At 69.1% G+C, this 14,025-nt stretch carries 12 protein-coding genes, 1 tRNA gene and 1 pseudogene; 10 read left to right on the top strand and 4 right to left on the bottom strand.

Features of this window, described 5'->3' with window-relative positions:
- The first annotated feature begins 179 nt into the window (after nt 1–179).
- From ACH4S9_RS06925 to ACH4S9_RS06890, 8 genes are all read left to right on the top strand, one after another.
- Complete coding sequence (locus ACH4S9_RS06925; RefSeq protein ID WP_398370233.1) at nt 180–2,474, top strand: FdhF/YdeP family oxidoreductase; 2,295 nt, start codon at nt 180–182, stop codon at nt 2,472–2,474.
- A gap of 78 nt (nt 2,475–2,552) precedes the next feature.
- On the top strand, nt 2,553–3,062 hold the full coding sequence (locus ACH4S9_RS06920) for a hotdog fold thioesterase (protein WP_311725053.1): 510 nt from the start codon (nt 2,553–2,555) through the stop codon (nt 3,060–3,062).
- A gap of 134 nt (nt 3,063–3,196) precedes the next feature.
- A complete protein-coding gene (locus ACH4S9_RS06915) occupies nt 3,197–3,655 on the top strand; it encodes a hypothetical protein (protein WP_361183590.1) in 459 nt (152 codons plus the stop codon).
- A gap of 412 nt (nt 3,656–4,067) precedes the next feature.
- Nucleotides 4,068–5,303, top strand: coding sequence for a branched-chain amino acid ABC transporter substrate-binding protein (locus ACH4S9_RS06910; protein ID WP_398370230.1), 1,236 nt, complete (start codon nt 4,068–4,070; stop codon nt 5,301–5,303).
- 101 nt (nt 5,304–5,404) lie between these two features.
- On the top strand, nt 5,405–6,337 hold the full coding sequence (locus ACH4S9_RS06905) for a branched-chain amino acid ABC transporter permease (RefSeq protein WP_311724844.1): 933 nt from the start codon (nt 5,405–5,407) through the stop codon (nt 6,335–6,337).
- Nucleotides 6,338–6,348: 11 nt separating this feature from the next.
- A complete protein-coding gene (locus ACH4S9_RS06900) occupies nt 6,349–8,088 on the top strand; it encodes a branched-chain amino acid ABC transporter permease (protein WP_311724843.1) in 1,740 nt (579 codons plus the stop codon).
- 5 nt (nt 8,089–8,093) lie between these two features.
- On the top strand, nt 8,094–8,981 hold the full coding sequence (locus tag ACH4S9_RS06895; RefSeq protein WP_311724842.1) for an ABC transporter ATP-binding protein: 888 nt from the start codon (nt 8,094–8,096) through the stop codon (nt 8,979–8,981).
- A complete protein-coding gene (locus ACH4S9_RS06890; RefSeq protein WP_398370227.1) occupies nt 8,978–9,694 on the top strand; it encodes an ABC transporter ATP-binding protein in 717 nt (238 codons plus the stop codon). Before ACH4S9_RS06895 ends, ACH4S9_RS06890 begins: the two co-directional genes overlap by 4 nt.
- A 78-nt stretch (nt 9,695–9,772) precedes the next feature.
- On the opposite strand, the gene ACH4S9_RS06885 is transcribed toward ACH4S9_RS06890, so the two are convergent.
- Nucleotides 9,773–10,405 (bottom strand): ANTAR domain-containing response regulator, encoded by a 633-nt coding sequence (locus ACH4S9_RS06885; RefSeq protein ID WP_014180542.1) that lies wholly within the window; start codon nt 10,403–10,405, stop codon nt 9,773–9,775.
- Nucleotides 10,406–10,502: 97 nt separating this feature from the next.
- Between ACH4S9_RS06885 and ACH4S9_RS06880 the strand changes: the two genes are divergently transcribed.
- Nucleotides 10,503–10,577: transfer RNA gene (locus ACH4S9_RS06880), tRNA-Leu, on the top strand.
- 109 nt (nt 10,578–10,686) lie between these two features.
- Nucleotides 10,687–11,025 (top strand): annotated as a pseudogene (locus tag ACH4S9_RS06875) (transcriptional regulator); the annotation flags it as partial.
- 123 nt (nt 11,026–11,148) lie between these two features.
- On the opposite strand, the gene pyk reads toward ACH4S9_RS06875, so the two are convergent.
- The 3 genes from pyk to ACH4S9_RS06860 all read right to left on the bottom strand — a co-directional run bounded on the left by pyk (nt 11,149) and on the right by ACH4S9_RS06860 (nt 13,983).
- Nucleotides 11,149–12,579 (bottom strand): pyruvate kinase, encoded by a 1,431-nt coding sequence (pyk, locus tag ACH4S9_RS06870; RefSeq protein WP_385339383.1) that lies wholly within the window; start codon nt 12,577–12,579, stop codon nt 11,149–11,151.
- A gap of 155 nt (nt 12,580–12,734) precedes the next feature.
- The gene (locus ACH4S9_RS06865) at nt 12,735–13,445 is read right to left on the bottom strand and encodes an SIMPL domain-containing protein (RefSeq protein WP_311724838.1); all 711 of its coding nucleotides are present in this window, start codon (nt 13,443–13,445) and stop codon (nt 12,735–12,737) included.
- An 82-nt stretch (nt 13,446–13,527) separates the two neighbouring features.
- Nucleotides 13,528–13,983, bottom strand: coding sequence for an NUDIX hydrolase (locus tag ACH4S9_RS06860; RefSeq protein ID WP_311724837.1), 456 nt, complete (start codon nt 13,981–13,983; stop codon nt 13,528–13,530).
- Nucleotides 13,984–14,025 lie beyond the last annotated feature (42 nt).

The raw sequence follows: 14,025 nt of genomic DNA, 5'->3' as shown, positions 1-14,025 counted from the left end.
CAGGATCGGGGGCGGGCACTCGCCACTCAGCAAGGGAGACAGCGACGTGACTCCGCTCACCGCCGAAGCGGCGGGCTTCCAACCCGAAAGGGTTGCGGTCCAGCCCGAACCGATCCCCGAAGAGACAACAGAATGATACCGCGGCGCTACGCACCGCAGCGCCAGGGAAGGTGAGTCACATGGCAGCCAAGCCGCCCGCAGGAGACCCGGTGCAGGACGCACCCGAGGTGGCCGCCCCGCAGCACGCCGCCGCCGGGCTGCCCGCCATCGGCCACACACTGCGCATCGCCCAGCAGCAGATGGGCGTGCGCCGCACCGCGCTCACCCTCCTCAGGGTCAACCAGAAGAACGGCTTCGACTGCCCGGGCTGCGCATGGCCCGAGGGCGACAAGCGCCACAAGGCCGAGTTCTGCGAGAACGGCGCCAAGGCCGTCGCCGAGGAGGCGACGCTGCGCCGCGTCACCCCCGACTTCTTCGCCGCCCACCCCGTCGCCGACCTGGCCACCCGCAGCGGCTACTGGCTCGGCCAGCAGGGCCGCCTCACCCAGCCGATGTATCTGCCCGAGGGCGCCGAGTCGTACGAGCCGGTCACCTGGGAGCGCGCCTTCGACCTCGTCGCCGAGGAGCTGCGCGCCCTCTCCTCCCCCGACGAGGCCGTCTTCTACACCTCGGGGCGCACCAGCAACGAGGCCGCCTTCCTCTACCAGCTCTTCGCCCGCGAATTCGGCACCAACAACCTGCCCGACTGCTCGAACATGTGCCATGAGTCCTCCGGCTCGGCGCTGACCGAGACCCTCGGCGTGGGCAAGGGCAGCGTGCTGCTGGACGACCTCCACCAGGCCGATCTGATCATCGTGGCCGGGCAGAACCCGGGCACCAACCACCCGCGGATGCTCTCCGCCCTGGAGCGGGCCAAGGCCGGCGGCGCGAAGATCATCAGCATCAACCCGCTGCCCGAGGCCGGCCTGGAGCGGTTCAAGAACCCGCAGACACCGCGCGGCCTGGTCGGCGGCGGCACCGCGCTCACCGACCTCTTCCTCCAGATAAGGCTGGGCGGCGACCAGGCCCTCTTCCGCGCCCTGAACCGGCTGATCCTGGAGGCCGCCGACACCGGCGCGGGCGCGGTCGACGAGGAATTCGTCCGCGAGCACACCCACGGGTTCGAGGAGTTCTCCGCCGCGGCCCGCGCCGCCGACTGGGACGAGACGCTGCGCGCCACCGGCCTGGAGCGGGCCGAGATCGACCAGGCCCTGCGGATGGTCCTCGCCTCCGAGCGCACCATCGTGTGCTGGGCCATGGGCCTGACCCAGCACAAGCACTCCGTGCCCACCATCCGGGAGGTCGTCAACTTCCTGCTGCTGCGCGGCAATGTGGGCCGCCCCGGCGCCGGGGTGTGCCCGGTGCGCGGACACAGCAATGTGCAGGGCGACCGCACCATGGGCATCTTCGAGCGCCCCGCCCCGGCCTTCCTGGACGCCCTGGAGCGGGAGTTCGGCTTCGCCCCGCCGCGCGAGCACGGCCTGGACGTCGTACGGGCCATCCGGGCTCTGCGCGACGGGCAGGCCAAGGTCTTCTTCGCCATGGGCGGCAACTTCGTCTCCGCCTCCCCCGACACCGAGGTGACCGAGGCCGCGATGCGCCGCGCCCGGCTCACCGTCCATGTGTCCACCAAGCTGAACCGGTCCCATGTGGTCACCGGCGCCCGGGCGCTGATCCTGCCCACGCTCGGCCGTACGGAGCGCGATCTCCAGGGCGGCGGGGAGCAGTTCGTCACCGTCGAGGACTCCATGGGCATGGTGCACGCCTCGCGCGGGCGCCTGGAACCCGCGAGCCCCGGGCTGCTCTCGGAGCCCGCCATCGTCTCCCGGCTGGCCCGGCGCGTGCTGGGCGACGAAAGCCGCACCCCCTGGGAGGAGTTCGAGAAGGACTACGACACGGTCCGTGACCGCATCGCGGCCGTGATCCCCGGCTTCGAGGACTTCAACGCCCGGGTGCGCCGGCCGGGCGGGTTCGCGCTGCCGCACGCCCCACGCGACTCCCGGAGCTTCCCCACCGCCACCGGCAAGGCCAACTTCACCGCCGCGCCCGTCGAGTACCCGCGGGCGCCCGAGGGCCGGCTGCTGCTTCAGACCCTCCGCTCCCACGACCAGTACAACACCACCATCTACGGCCTGGACGACCGCTACCGCGGCATCAAGAACGGCCGCCGCGTGGTGCTGGTGCACCCCGACGACGCCCGCGCGCTCGGCTTCGCCGACGGCTCGTACGCCGACCTGGTCAGCGAGTGGACGGACGGCAGCGAGCGGCGCGCGTCCGGCTTCCGGGTCGTCCACTACCCGACCGCGCGCGGCTGCGCGGCCTCCTACTACCCGGAGACCAACGTCCTGGTCCCGCTGGACGCCACCGCCGACACCAGCAACACCCCGGCCAGCAAGTCCGTGGTGGTCCGCCTGGAACAATCCACCCCCGCCTAAGCGTTTGCTCAGTCGACTGACAGGATGCGGCCAGGACAGAACGACGGCAGGACACCCGAGCGATTGGAGCAGGACCCGATGGGCGAGCAGACCGGTGTGACGTTCCCGCAAGAGGTCATCGACGAGTACGCGGCGCTCGGCGTCGACCTCCCCGCGCTGTTCTCCGCCGGGCACCTCGGCACCCGCATGGGCGTGCAGATCCTCGAGGCCTCCGCCGAGCGCGTGGTGGGCACGATGCCGGTCGAGGGCAACACCCAGCCGTACGGGCTGCTCCACGGCGGCGCCTCGGCGGTGCTCGCCGAAACGCTCGGCTCCATCGGCTCGATGCTCCACGGCGGCAGCGCCAGGATCGCCGTCGGGGTCGACCTCAACTGCACCCACCACCGCGGCGTCCGCTCCGGCCTGGTCACCGGCGTCGCCACACCCGTCCACCGTGGCCGCTCCACCGCCACGTACGAGATCGTCATCACCGACGAGCAGGACCGGCGCGTGTGCTCGGCCCGGCTGACCTGTCTGCTGCGCGAGGTCGGCACGGAGCAGGCGCTGACCGAGGCCGCCGGCGAGGCCAAGGACGGCCCGGCGCGCTGACGGCGGGCGGAGTTGGGCCCGGCCACCCGCCGGGCCCTCCCAGGCCCCCAGAGCGCCGCGCCCGAGCACCACCCCGAACGGCCCCCGTCCGCACGGCCGTTGCCCGCCCGCAGAGGCGGCTCTACGGTCTTCCCATGGGGGCATCGACCCGTCACCCGCCGACCCGCGCACGGACCCGCACAGGCGCCGTCCGCGCCCTCGCGCCGACACTCGCCGCCGCGCTGGCGCTCGCCGCCGCGGCGACCGCGTGTAGCGGCCCGGAGTCACGCCCCGCCCCCGCCCCGCGAAGCACCTCGGCCAACAGCGCCTCCCCTCGGGCGACTTCACCCGTCCGGCTGTGCTTCGACCTCATCTCGTACTGGGCCGGGCAGGATCTGCGGGGCAGCACCTGGGCCGGGCTCGACTGGGAGCAGAAGGGGATGTCCAACCAGCAGTTCGAGATCTACGACGACATCGTGCACGCCGCGCGGGCGGAGCAGCGGCGGCGTGGCGCCGCGGCCGCCAGGAAACTGATCAGCCAGGAGACCCTGCGGCGCTGCACGGCGGAGGGGGGCGCGACCCACAGCTCGGAGAACTGGCGCCCGCCGTCATGACCGTCAGCCGTAACACTCCGTAACATTCACGCAATGCAAGACTAGGTCTTGACTTAGACCCGCGCCTGTACTGTTGATCTTTTGACGTACATGATCCCACGTCAGTCCACACACCCCCCGTCGCTCCCCCGCACTGCTTAGCGGAACTGCGGCTTCTCAGTATCCGGACTTCACAGGTTCAGCGCATATGCCCCATTCATCCCTTAGGTTCCGCTACACGGACACGGCCTGGCGACCTGTGTCATAACAAGACAGTCACATCATGGTCTGGCCCACTGCCCCCCGCTGCCCTACGCGCCTAGAGTCACAGCCAGTCACCACGCCGTCGGGTGTTCACTCAACATCCGCCGAACGTTCCAGAATCTCCGGCGACGGCACGCGGAAGCGGGGCCGGCCAGGGAAAGGATTCCTCGTGCGACACCGTTCCTTGCTCATCATCACGACCGCGGTCACTGCGGGAGCACTCACCCTCAGCGCCTGTGGGTCGCGCGACAAGAGTGACAGCAGCAGCGGCGACAACAACAAGAAGACCACCGTTGTCATCGGTGTCGACGCCCCGCTGACCGGCTCCCTGTCCGCCCTCGGCCAGGGCATCAAGAACTCGGTCGACCTCGCGACCAGAGTGGCCAACAAGAACAACGAAGTGCCCGGCGTCACCTTCAAGATCAAAGAATTCGACGACCAGGCCGTGCCCTCGTCCGGCAAGCAGAACGCCACCTCGATGGTCGACGACGACCAGATCCTGGGCACGGTCGGCCCGCTGAACTCCGGCGTCTCCCAGTCCATGCAGGGCGTGTTCGCCAAGGCCGACCTGGCGCAGGTCTCCCCCGCGAACACCAACCCCGAGCTGAGCCAGGGTCCCGACTGGGCCGCGAACAAGAAGACCCGCCCCTTCAAGACGTACTTCCGCACCGCGACGACCGACGTCATCCAGGGCCGCTTCGCCGCGCAGTACTACTACAAGGACGCCAAGAAGCGGAAGGTCTTCGTCGTCGACGACAAGCAGACCTACGGCGCCGGCCTCGCCAAGATCTTCTCCGAGGAGTTCAAGCGCCTCGGCGGCAAGGTCGTCGGCACCGACCACCTGACCGTCAAGGAGACCGACTTCTCCGGCATCGCCGGCAAGGTCAAGTCCACCGGCGCGGACTCCGTCTACTTCGGTGGCCAGTACCCCGAGGGCGGCCTCCTGTCCGACCAGGTCAAGCAGGCCGGGGCCGACGTCCCGATCATGGGCGGCGACGGCATCTACGACCCCGCCTTCATCAAGGCCTCGGGCACCAACAACGACGGCGACCTGGCCACCTCGGTCGGCTACCCCGTCGAGGACCTCGCCTCCGCCAAGAACTTCGTCAAGGAGTACGCGGCGCAGGGATATGACGACCCGTACGCGGCCTACGGCGGCTACTCGTACGACGCCGCCTGGGCGATCATCCAGGCCGTCAAGACCGTGGTCCAGGAGAACGACGGCAAGCTGCCCGACGACGCCCGCGCCAAGATCACCGAGGCGCTGAACAAGGTCTCCTTCGATGGCGTGACCGGCAAGGTCTCCTTCGACCAGTACGGCGACACCACCAACAAGCAGCTGACCGTCTACGAGGTCCAGAAGGGCGCCTGGAAGTCCGTGAAGAGCGACACCTTCAAGGACTGACCCTTCAGGGATCTGCCCCGCACATCACCCCCCAGCCGCGCGGAGGCGCAACAGCGCCCCCGCGCGGCGTCATATCCGACACGCTCATCGGAGGCCCTGCGGTGCACGAACTGCCGCAAACGCTGGTCAACGGCCTGACCCTTGGCGCCCTCTACGGCTTGATCGCCATCGGGTACACCATGGTCTACGGCATCGTCCAGCTCATCAACTTCGCCCACGGCGAGATCTTCATGATCGGTGGCTTCGGAGCCCTCACCATCTACATCTGGCTCCCCAGCGGCACCGCGCTCTCCCTGGCCCTGCCCCTCATGCTGATCGGCGGCGTCGTCGCCTCGGTGGCCATCGCCACCGCCGCCGAACGCTTCGCGTACCGGCCACTGCGCGGAGGCCCCAGGCTCGCGCCCCTGATCACCGCGATCGGCCTGTCCATCGCGCTCCAGCAGGCCGTGTGGGCCTTCTACCCGGACGCCAAGAAGCCGCGGCAGTTTCCCCAGTTCGAGGGCAAGTCCCTGGAGATCTTCAGCAATCTGCACATCCAGCGCGGCGACGTCTTCCTCCTCATAGCCGCCCCGCTGTGCATGCTCGCCCTGGGCCTGTTCGTCTCCAAGAGCCGTGCCGGACGCGCCATGCAGGCCACCGCGCAGGACCCCGACACCGCCAAACTGATGGGCATCAACACCGACCGCATCATCGTGATGGCCTTCGCCATCGGCGGCGCGTTCGCCGCCGTCGCCGCGCTGGCCCACGGGCTGAAGTACGGTCAGATCAACTTCGAGATGGGCTTCATCGCCGGCCTCAAGGCCTTCACCGCCGCCGTGCTCGGCGGCATCGGCAACATCTACGGCGCCATGCTCGGCGGAGTCGTCCTCGGCATCGCCGAAGCCCTGGCCATCAAGTACATCCAGGACATCCCGGGCATGGAACAGCTCGGCGGCGGTGCCTGGAAGGACGTCTGGGCCTTCACCCTGCTCATCGTCGTTCTGCTGGTCAGGCCACAGGGCCTGCTCGGCGAACGCGTGGCGGACCGGGCGTGAGGAGGGAACACATGACCACCGACACGAACAAGACCACGGGCGAGAACACCCAGCGCGGGGGAAGCCCCGCCACGCTGCGGGCGATCACCGCCGCCGGCGGCCTCGCCTCCGTCGTCTCCACCTTCCTCGCCTGGACCTGGACCGACGAGTTCCCCGGCGACCTCACCTTCAACGGCTACCCCGGCGGCCTCCAGCTCCTCACCCTGGTGCTGGGCCTGGCCACCATCCTCTTCGCGCTGTCCGCCATGGACCTGCGCGGCCTGCGCTGGCTCACCCCCGCCGGCTCCACCCAGGCCCTGCGGCTCATAGCCCTCGGCACCTTCGCCACCACCTGGTTCACCATCATCGCCATCGCCGTCGACCTCGGCGGCGTGGCCAACTGGGAGCCCGGCGCCTGGGTCGCCGCCGTCGCCAGCGTGATCCCCCTCGCGGCCCTCCTGCTCCCGAACGACACCCGGCCGCTCAAGCGCCCGGCGGAGCTTCCCTCCTGGGCCGAGATCCTCATCATCGCCGCGGTCTTCGCGGTCGGGCTCTACATCGTCAACTACGGCATCCAGACCGACGCGGACAACCCCGAGCCGTTCCTCGGCTACCTGATCGCCGTCGGCTTCGCCGCCGCCGCTCTCTTCAAGGCCGGGGTGATCGCCCGGCTGAGCGCGCTCACCGGGGAGTATCGTTCCATCACTCTCATCGCGGCCCTGGTGACCGCGGTGGTCTTCCCGTTCACCCAGAACAAAGCCAGCTACACCGAGCTCGGCGTCAACATCCTCATCTTCGCGACCGTCGCCCTCGGCCTGAACATCGTGGTCGGCCTGGCCGGCCTCCTCGACCTCGGCTATGTCGCCTTCCTCGGCGTCGGCGCGTACACCGCCGCCCTGGTCTCCGGAGCCGGCTCCTCCACCATCGACCTCCACCTCCCCTTCTGGGCCGCCATCGTCGCGGGCGCCGTCGTCTCCCTGATCTTCGGCGTCCTCATCGGCGCACCCACCCTGCGGCTGCGCGGCGACTACCTCGCCATCGTGACCCTCGGGTTCGGAGAGATCTTCCGCATCGTCATGCTGAACCTCGACGGCACCTCCGGACCCTCCGTCACCAACGGCCCCAACGGCATCCCCAACATCCCCGCGCTGGAGATCTTCGGCTTCAACTTCGACGAAGATCACACCGTTCTCGGCCACACGCTCGACTCGAACGCCAACTATTTCTTCCTGATGCTGCTGGTGACGATCGTCGTCGTGCTCGTCTTCAGCCGCGCCGGCAACTCCCGTATCGGCCGCGCCTGGGTCGCCATCCGCGAGGACGAGACCGCCGCCACCGCCATGGGCATCAACGGCTTCCGCGTCAAGCTCATCGCCTTCGCCCTCGGCGCCACCCTCGCCGGTGTGGCCGGCACCGTCTGGGCCCACGTCCAGACCACCGTGGTGCCCGAACAGTACGTCTTCGCCGGGCCCGTGCCCCCCAACTCCACCTTCCTGCTCGCCGCCGTCATCCTCGGCGGCATGGGCACCATCGGCGGCCCGCTCCTCGGCGCCACGCTCCTGTTCCTGATCCCCAAGAAGCTGGAATTCTTCCAGGACTACCAGCTACTCGGTTTCGGTATCGCGCTCATCCTCCTGATGCGCTTCCGCCCCGAAGGGATCATCCCCAACCGGCGTCAGCAGCTCGAATACCACGAGAAGGACCAGCTCGACGCCCCCGACCAGCCCCAGCTCTCCGGCAACGCCGTCGGCGTGACCAAGGCGGAGGCGTAACAGAGATGACGACCACCACCTCTCCCGTACTCAGCGCCAGCGGCGTGACCATGCGCTTCGGCGGACTGACCGCCGTACGCTCCGTCGACCTCACCGTCAACTCCGGCGAGATCGTCGGCCTCATCGGCCCCAACGGCGCCGGCAAGACCACCTTCTTCAACTGCCTGACCGGGCTGTACGTCCCCACCGAGGGCAGCGTCACCTACCAGGGCAGCGTCCTGCCGCCCAAACCCCACCTGGTCACCCAGGCCGGCGTCGCCCGCACCTTCCAGAACATCCGGCTCTTCGCCAACATGACCGTCCTGGAGAACGTGCTCGTCGGCCGCCACACCCGCACCAAGGAGGGCCTGTGGTCGGCCCTTCTGCGCGGCCCCGGCTTCAAACGCGCCGAAGCCGCCTCCAAGGCACGCGCCATGGAACTCCTCGAGTTCACCGGGCTCGCCCACAAGGCCGACCACCTCTCGCGCAACCTCCCCTACGGCGAACAGCGCAAGCTGGAGATCGCCCGCGCCCTCGCCAGCGACCCCGGCCTGCTCCTCCTCGACGAGCCCACCGCCGGCATGAACCCCCAGGAGACCCGGGCCACCGAGGAACTCGTCTTCGCCATCCGGGACCAGGGCACCGCCGTCCTCGTCATCGAGCACGACATGCGGTTCATCTTCAACCTCTGCGACCGCGTCGCCGTGCTCGTCCAGGGCCAGAAGCTCATCGAGGGCACCCCCGACGTCGTCCAGAGCGACGAACGCGTGATCGCCGCCTACATCGGCACCCCCTTCGAGGGCGAGCCGGGCGCGGAGGAGGCCGCCGAGGTCGAGGCCGCCGAGGCGCAGCAGAGCACCGGGACGGGCGCGACCCCGCAGAGCACCACAGCACGTACGGAGGACGGACAGTGACCGCACTGCTCGAGGTCGAGGACCTGCGCGTCGCCTACGGCAAGATCGAGGCCGTCAAGGGCATCTCGTTCAGTGTCGAGGCCGGCCAGGTCGTCACCCTCATCGGCACCAACGGCGCGGGCAAGACCACCACCCTGCGCACCCTGTCGGGGCTCCTCCAGCCGCTCGGCGGCTCCATCCGCTTCGACGGCAAGCCGCTGAACGGCGTCCCCGCCCACAAGATCGTCGCCCTGGGGCTGGCCCACTCCCCCGAGGGCCGGCACATCTTCCCGCGCCTGACCATCGCCGAGAACCTCCAACTCGGCGCGTTCCTGCGCAAGGACAGCGACGGCATCGCCGCGGACATGCAGAAGGCGTACGACCTCTTCCCCATCCTCGGCGAACGCCGCACCCAGGCCGCGGGCACCCTCTCCGGCGGCGAGCAGCAGATGCTCGCCATGGGCCGCGCCCTGATGTCCCGCCCCAAGCTGCTCATGCTCGACGAGCCCTCCATGGGCCTCTCCCCGATCATGATGCAGAAGATCATGCAGACGATCGCCGAGCTCAAGGCCCAGGGCACCACGATCCTTCTCGTCGAGCAGAACGCCCAGGCCGCCCTGTCGCTGGCCGACCACGGCCATGTGATGGAGATCGGCAAGATCGTGCTGTCGGGGACCGGCCCGGAGCTGCTGCACGACGAGTCGGTGCGCAAGGCCTACCTGGGCGAGGACTGACCCCCGCGCCGCCCCGACAACCTGCGAGGGCCTGTCCGTACCACCGCGGTACGGACAGGCCCTCGTCTTGTGCTGTCGCTACTGCTGCTGCTTCTTCTCCGCCGCGTCCTCGATGACGGCCTCGGCCACCTGCTGCATGGACAACCGGCGGTCCATCGAGGTCTTCTGGATCCAGCGGAAGGCGGCGGGCTCGGTCAGCCCGTACTGGGTCTGGAGGATGCTCTTCGCGCGGTCGACGAGCTTGCGGGTCTCCAGGCGCTGGGCGAGGTCGGCGACCTCCTTCTCCAGCGTCTTCAGCTCGGTGAAGCGGGAGACGGCCATCTCGATGGCCGGGACCACGTCGCTCTTGCTGAACGGCTTCACGAGGTACGCCATGGCGCCGGCGTCCCGGGCCCGCTCGACGAGTTCGCGCTGCGAGAAGGCGGTGAGCATGAGGACCGGGGCGATACGGTCGGCGGCGATCCGCTCGGCGGCGGAGATCCCGTCGAGGACCGGCATCTTCACATCGAGAATCACCAGGTCGGGGCGGTGCTCCTGAGCGAGCGCGACGGCCGTCTCACCATCGCCCGCCTCGCCGACGACGGAGTACCCCTCCTCCTCGAGCATCTCCTTGAGGTCGAGGCGGATGAGGGCCTCGTCCTCGGCGATGACCACGCGGGTGGTGTGCGGGGGGACGTGCGACTGCGCGTCGGGGGCGTCAGTGGTGCTCAATGTGCTCCTCGCTCCTTAACAGGTGGGGCACCACGAGCCTACCTAGCTGCGGTAAGGTGGACGCGCAGCGGGTCGTTGGTGACCTTCGAAACCGCAAGCCCCGGTAGCCCAATTGGCATGAGGCAATGGATTCAAAACCCATACAGTGTCGGTTCGAGTCCGACCCGGGGCACTTTTCCTTCGATTCCAAGGTCACAGCAGAATCGCTGCCCTTCACTCGATGAAGTGAACATCCCTTCGAGCGGGCAACGCGCACGCCAGCACCAGCCACGCTCGATGGTGTGTACGACCTCGAAACGCGCAAGCGAGCCCTCGCTCTCGTCGGCCAGGGCCGAAGCCTCAACTCCGTGAGCAAGCAGACCGGGATATCCCGTGCTGCGATTCGTGCCTGGCAGATCCGGATCGAACCTCTGTCCCAGGGCGACGCGTGTCCCAGATGCGCACCGGAGCCGCGGCCGCCGGAGGACCCCGCCGCCTACGCCTACCTGCTCGGCCTGTACCTCGGCGACGGTTGCGTCAGCCGCCTCAAGAAGGGCGCGTACTTCCTTCGCATCGCATGCGCGGATGTCTGGCCGGGCCTCATTGACGCCCCGGGGGCTTTACACCAAAACGCTCGACCAGTTAGGCATCGACTGGAAGCAGCCGAACGCCTGGAACATCTCCGTCGCCCTCATGGACGCCCACATCGGGCCGAAGTACTAGGCGCGCGCCCAGCGCCCCGTACTCCGGCCCGCGTCGGACCCCTACCGCAGGTCGCCCTCGCCGATGTGGTGCACGCGGACGAGGTTGGTCGAGCCGGAGACGCCGGGCGGGGAGCCGGCGGTGATGATGACGAGGTCGCCCTTCTGGCAGCGGCCGATCCGCAGCAGTTCCTCGTCGACCTGGGCCACCATCTCGTCCGTGGACTCGACCATCGGACCGAGGAAGGTCTCCACACCCCAGGTGAGGTTCAGCTGGGAGTGGGTCGACGGCTCGGGGGTGAAGGCGAGGAGGGGGATGGGTGAGCGGTAGCGGGAGAGGCGGCGGACGGTGTCGCCGCTCTGGGTGAAGGCGACCAGGAACTTCGCGCCGAGGAAGTCGCCCATCTCCGCCGCCGCGCGGGCGACCGCGCCGCCCTGGGTGCGGGGCTTGTTGCGTTCGGTGAGCGGGGGGAGGCCCTTGGCGAGGATGTCCTCTTCGGCCGCCGCGACGATACGGCCCATGGTCTTGACCGTCTCGATGGGGTACTTGCCGACGCTGGTCTCGCCGGAGAGCATCACCGCGTCCGTGCCGTCGATGACCGCGTTGGCGACGTCCGAGGCCTCGGCCCGGGTGGGGCGGGAGTTCTCGATCATGGAGTCGAGCATCTGGGTCGCGACGATGACCGGCTTCGCGTTCCGCTTGGCGAGCTTGATCGCGCGCTTCTGGACGAGCGGCACCTGCTCCAGCGGCATCTCCACGCCCAGGTCGCCGCGCGCGACCATGATGCCGTCGAAGGCATCGACGATCTTTTCCAGGTTCTCGACCGCCTGCGGCTTCTCGATCTTCGCGATGACCGGGAGCCGGACGCCCTCCTCCTGCATGACCCGCCGCACATCCACCACGTCGTTGCCGTTGCGGACAAAGGACAGGGCGATGATGTCGGCGCCGGTGCGCAGCGCCCAGCGGAGGTCTTCGATGTCCTTGTCGGAGAGGGCGGGGACGGAGACGGCGACTCCGGGTAGGTTGAGGCCCTTGTGGTCGGAGACCATGCCGCCTTCGATGACCATGGTGTGCACGCGCGGACCTTCTACGTCCACGACTTCAAGGGTGACCCGGCCGTCGTCGACGAGGATGCGCTCGCCCCGGCTGACGTCGGTGGCCAGGCCTTTGTAGGTGGTACCGCAGCGCAGCCGGTCGCCCTCGATCGGCTCGACGGTGATGGTGAACTCATCCCCGCGTTCAAGGAGTACAGGGCCTTCTTGGAAACGGCCGAGACGAATCTTCGGACCTTGAAGGTCGGCGAGGATGCCGACGCTGCGGCCGGTTTCCAGCGCGGCCTTTCGGACTCGCCGGTAACGCTCCTCGTGCTCGGCGTAGGTGCCGTGGCTGAGGTTGAAGCGGGCCACGTCCATTCCGGCTTCGACGAGCGCCTTGATCTGCTCGTACGAGTCGGTTGCGGGTCCCAAAGTACAGACGATTTTTGCTCGGCGCATGCCGCGAGCCTACGACTTACCAGTCGGTAAAGAACCGGGATCCAGCCACTCCCCCATGGCCTTTGGGTAGCCGGTCGTCGACAACTAATGAAACGTGCGCGGGTCCGCTCTGATGAGCGGTTTATCTGACCCGCGCACGTCAGTGTGCGGGTCGCTCAAAGCTGCGGAGGCGACATCGTAAAGCGGGCGTTGACCTGCGCGTACACGGTCTGGCGCTGGGGTTCGAGGTCCAGGGCGGGGGCGGCCTGGGGCGCGCCGCCGTAGCCGGCGGAGCGCGCCGCCCCGTAGGCGACGGGGTAGGGCTGCTCGGCGTGCTCCGCGTTGAGGTCGGCGAGCTCGACGAGGGCGACGAGCCGGGCGTCGAGGGCGCCCGCGTACTCGCGGGCGCGCTGGACCGCTTCCCGTACGGCCTGGCGGCGCGCTTCGGCGTGGGCGGGCGAGTCGGGGCGCAGGGCCCAGAAGGGGCCGTTGACCTGGGTGAGGTCCAGGTCGGCGAGGCGGGTGGTGAGCTCGCCCAGCGCGGTGAAGTCGGAGACGGTGGCCGAGAGATGCACTCGGCCGTGGTAGGCGTGTATGCGCTCGTGACGGCCCTTGGCGGTGAGCTGCGGGGTGATGGCGAAGGCGCCGGTCTCCAGCTTCTCGACCGCCTGGCCGTAGGACTTCACGAGGTCGAGGACGTGGGCGTTGCGGCGGGTGAGGTCTTCGAGGGCGGTGCGGCGGTCGCTGCCGCGGGCGCTGACGGTGACGCCGAGGCGGGCGATCTCGGGGTCGACTTCGAGGCGGGCCTCACCGCGGACCGCGACGCGCGGGGTTTCGGGGGTGCCGTAGGGCACGGCGGTCAAAGGCTGCGGGGAGGCGTGATCCATGGGGTGGGCTCCTTGCGCGCGGGTGAGGAGAAAAGCAGAGGAAGGGGGAGAAAAGGGTGGGGCGGTGGGTGCGGACGCCTGGTCAGACGGGCGTCTGAACGCGGCCCTGCCCGGGGCGGTCTCGGTGCAGCGACAGGGCGATGTCCACGAGCGGGACGCGGGGCAGCTCGGCGACGCGGTCGAGGTCGACCCAGGCGGCCTGGTCCGTGGAGCCGTTGGTCTCGTGGCGCAGTTGCCCGCCGACGACATGCGCGGTGTAGACGACGCGGAGGCCGTGGAAGTCGGCGTCGCGGCCGCGGCGGCGGGCATAGCGGTGGTGAACGGAGTCGATGCCGAGCAGGTCGTCGATCTCGACGGTGTAGCCGGTCTCCTCCTCGACCTCGCGAATGGCGGCGTCGTACGGGTCTTCGCCGTGCCGGATGCCGCCACCGGGCATCGTCCACTGTTTGGCGTCGGGGCCGACCCATCGGGCGAGGAGGATCTTGCCGTCCTGGATGCAGACGGCGTACGCGGCGACTCTGAGCTGTCTGTTGGCCATCACCCAAGGATGGCCTGGGTGTCGGTTGATCGAAAGCTGGGG

Source organism: Streptomyces sp. NPDC021225 (assembly GCF_044332865.1).
Lineage (GTDB): Bacteria > Actinomycetota > Actinomycetes > Streptomycetales > Streptomycetaceae > Streptomyces.
This window is presented reverse-complemented; position numbering and strand designations above follow the sequence as displayed.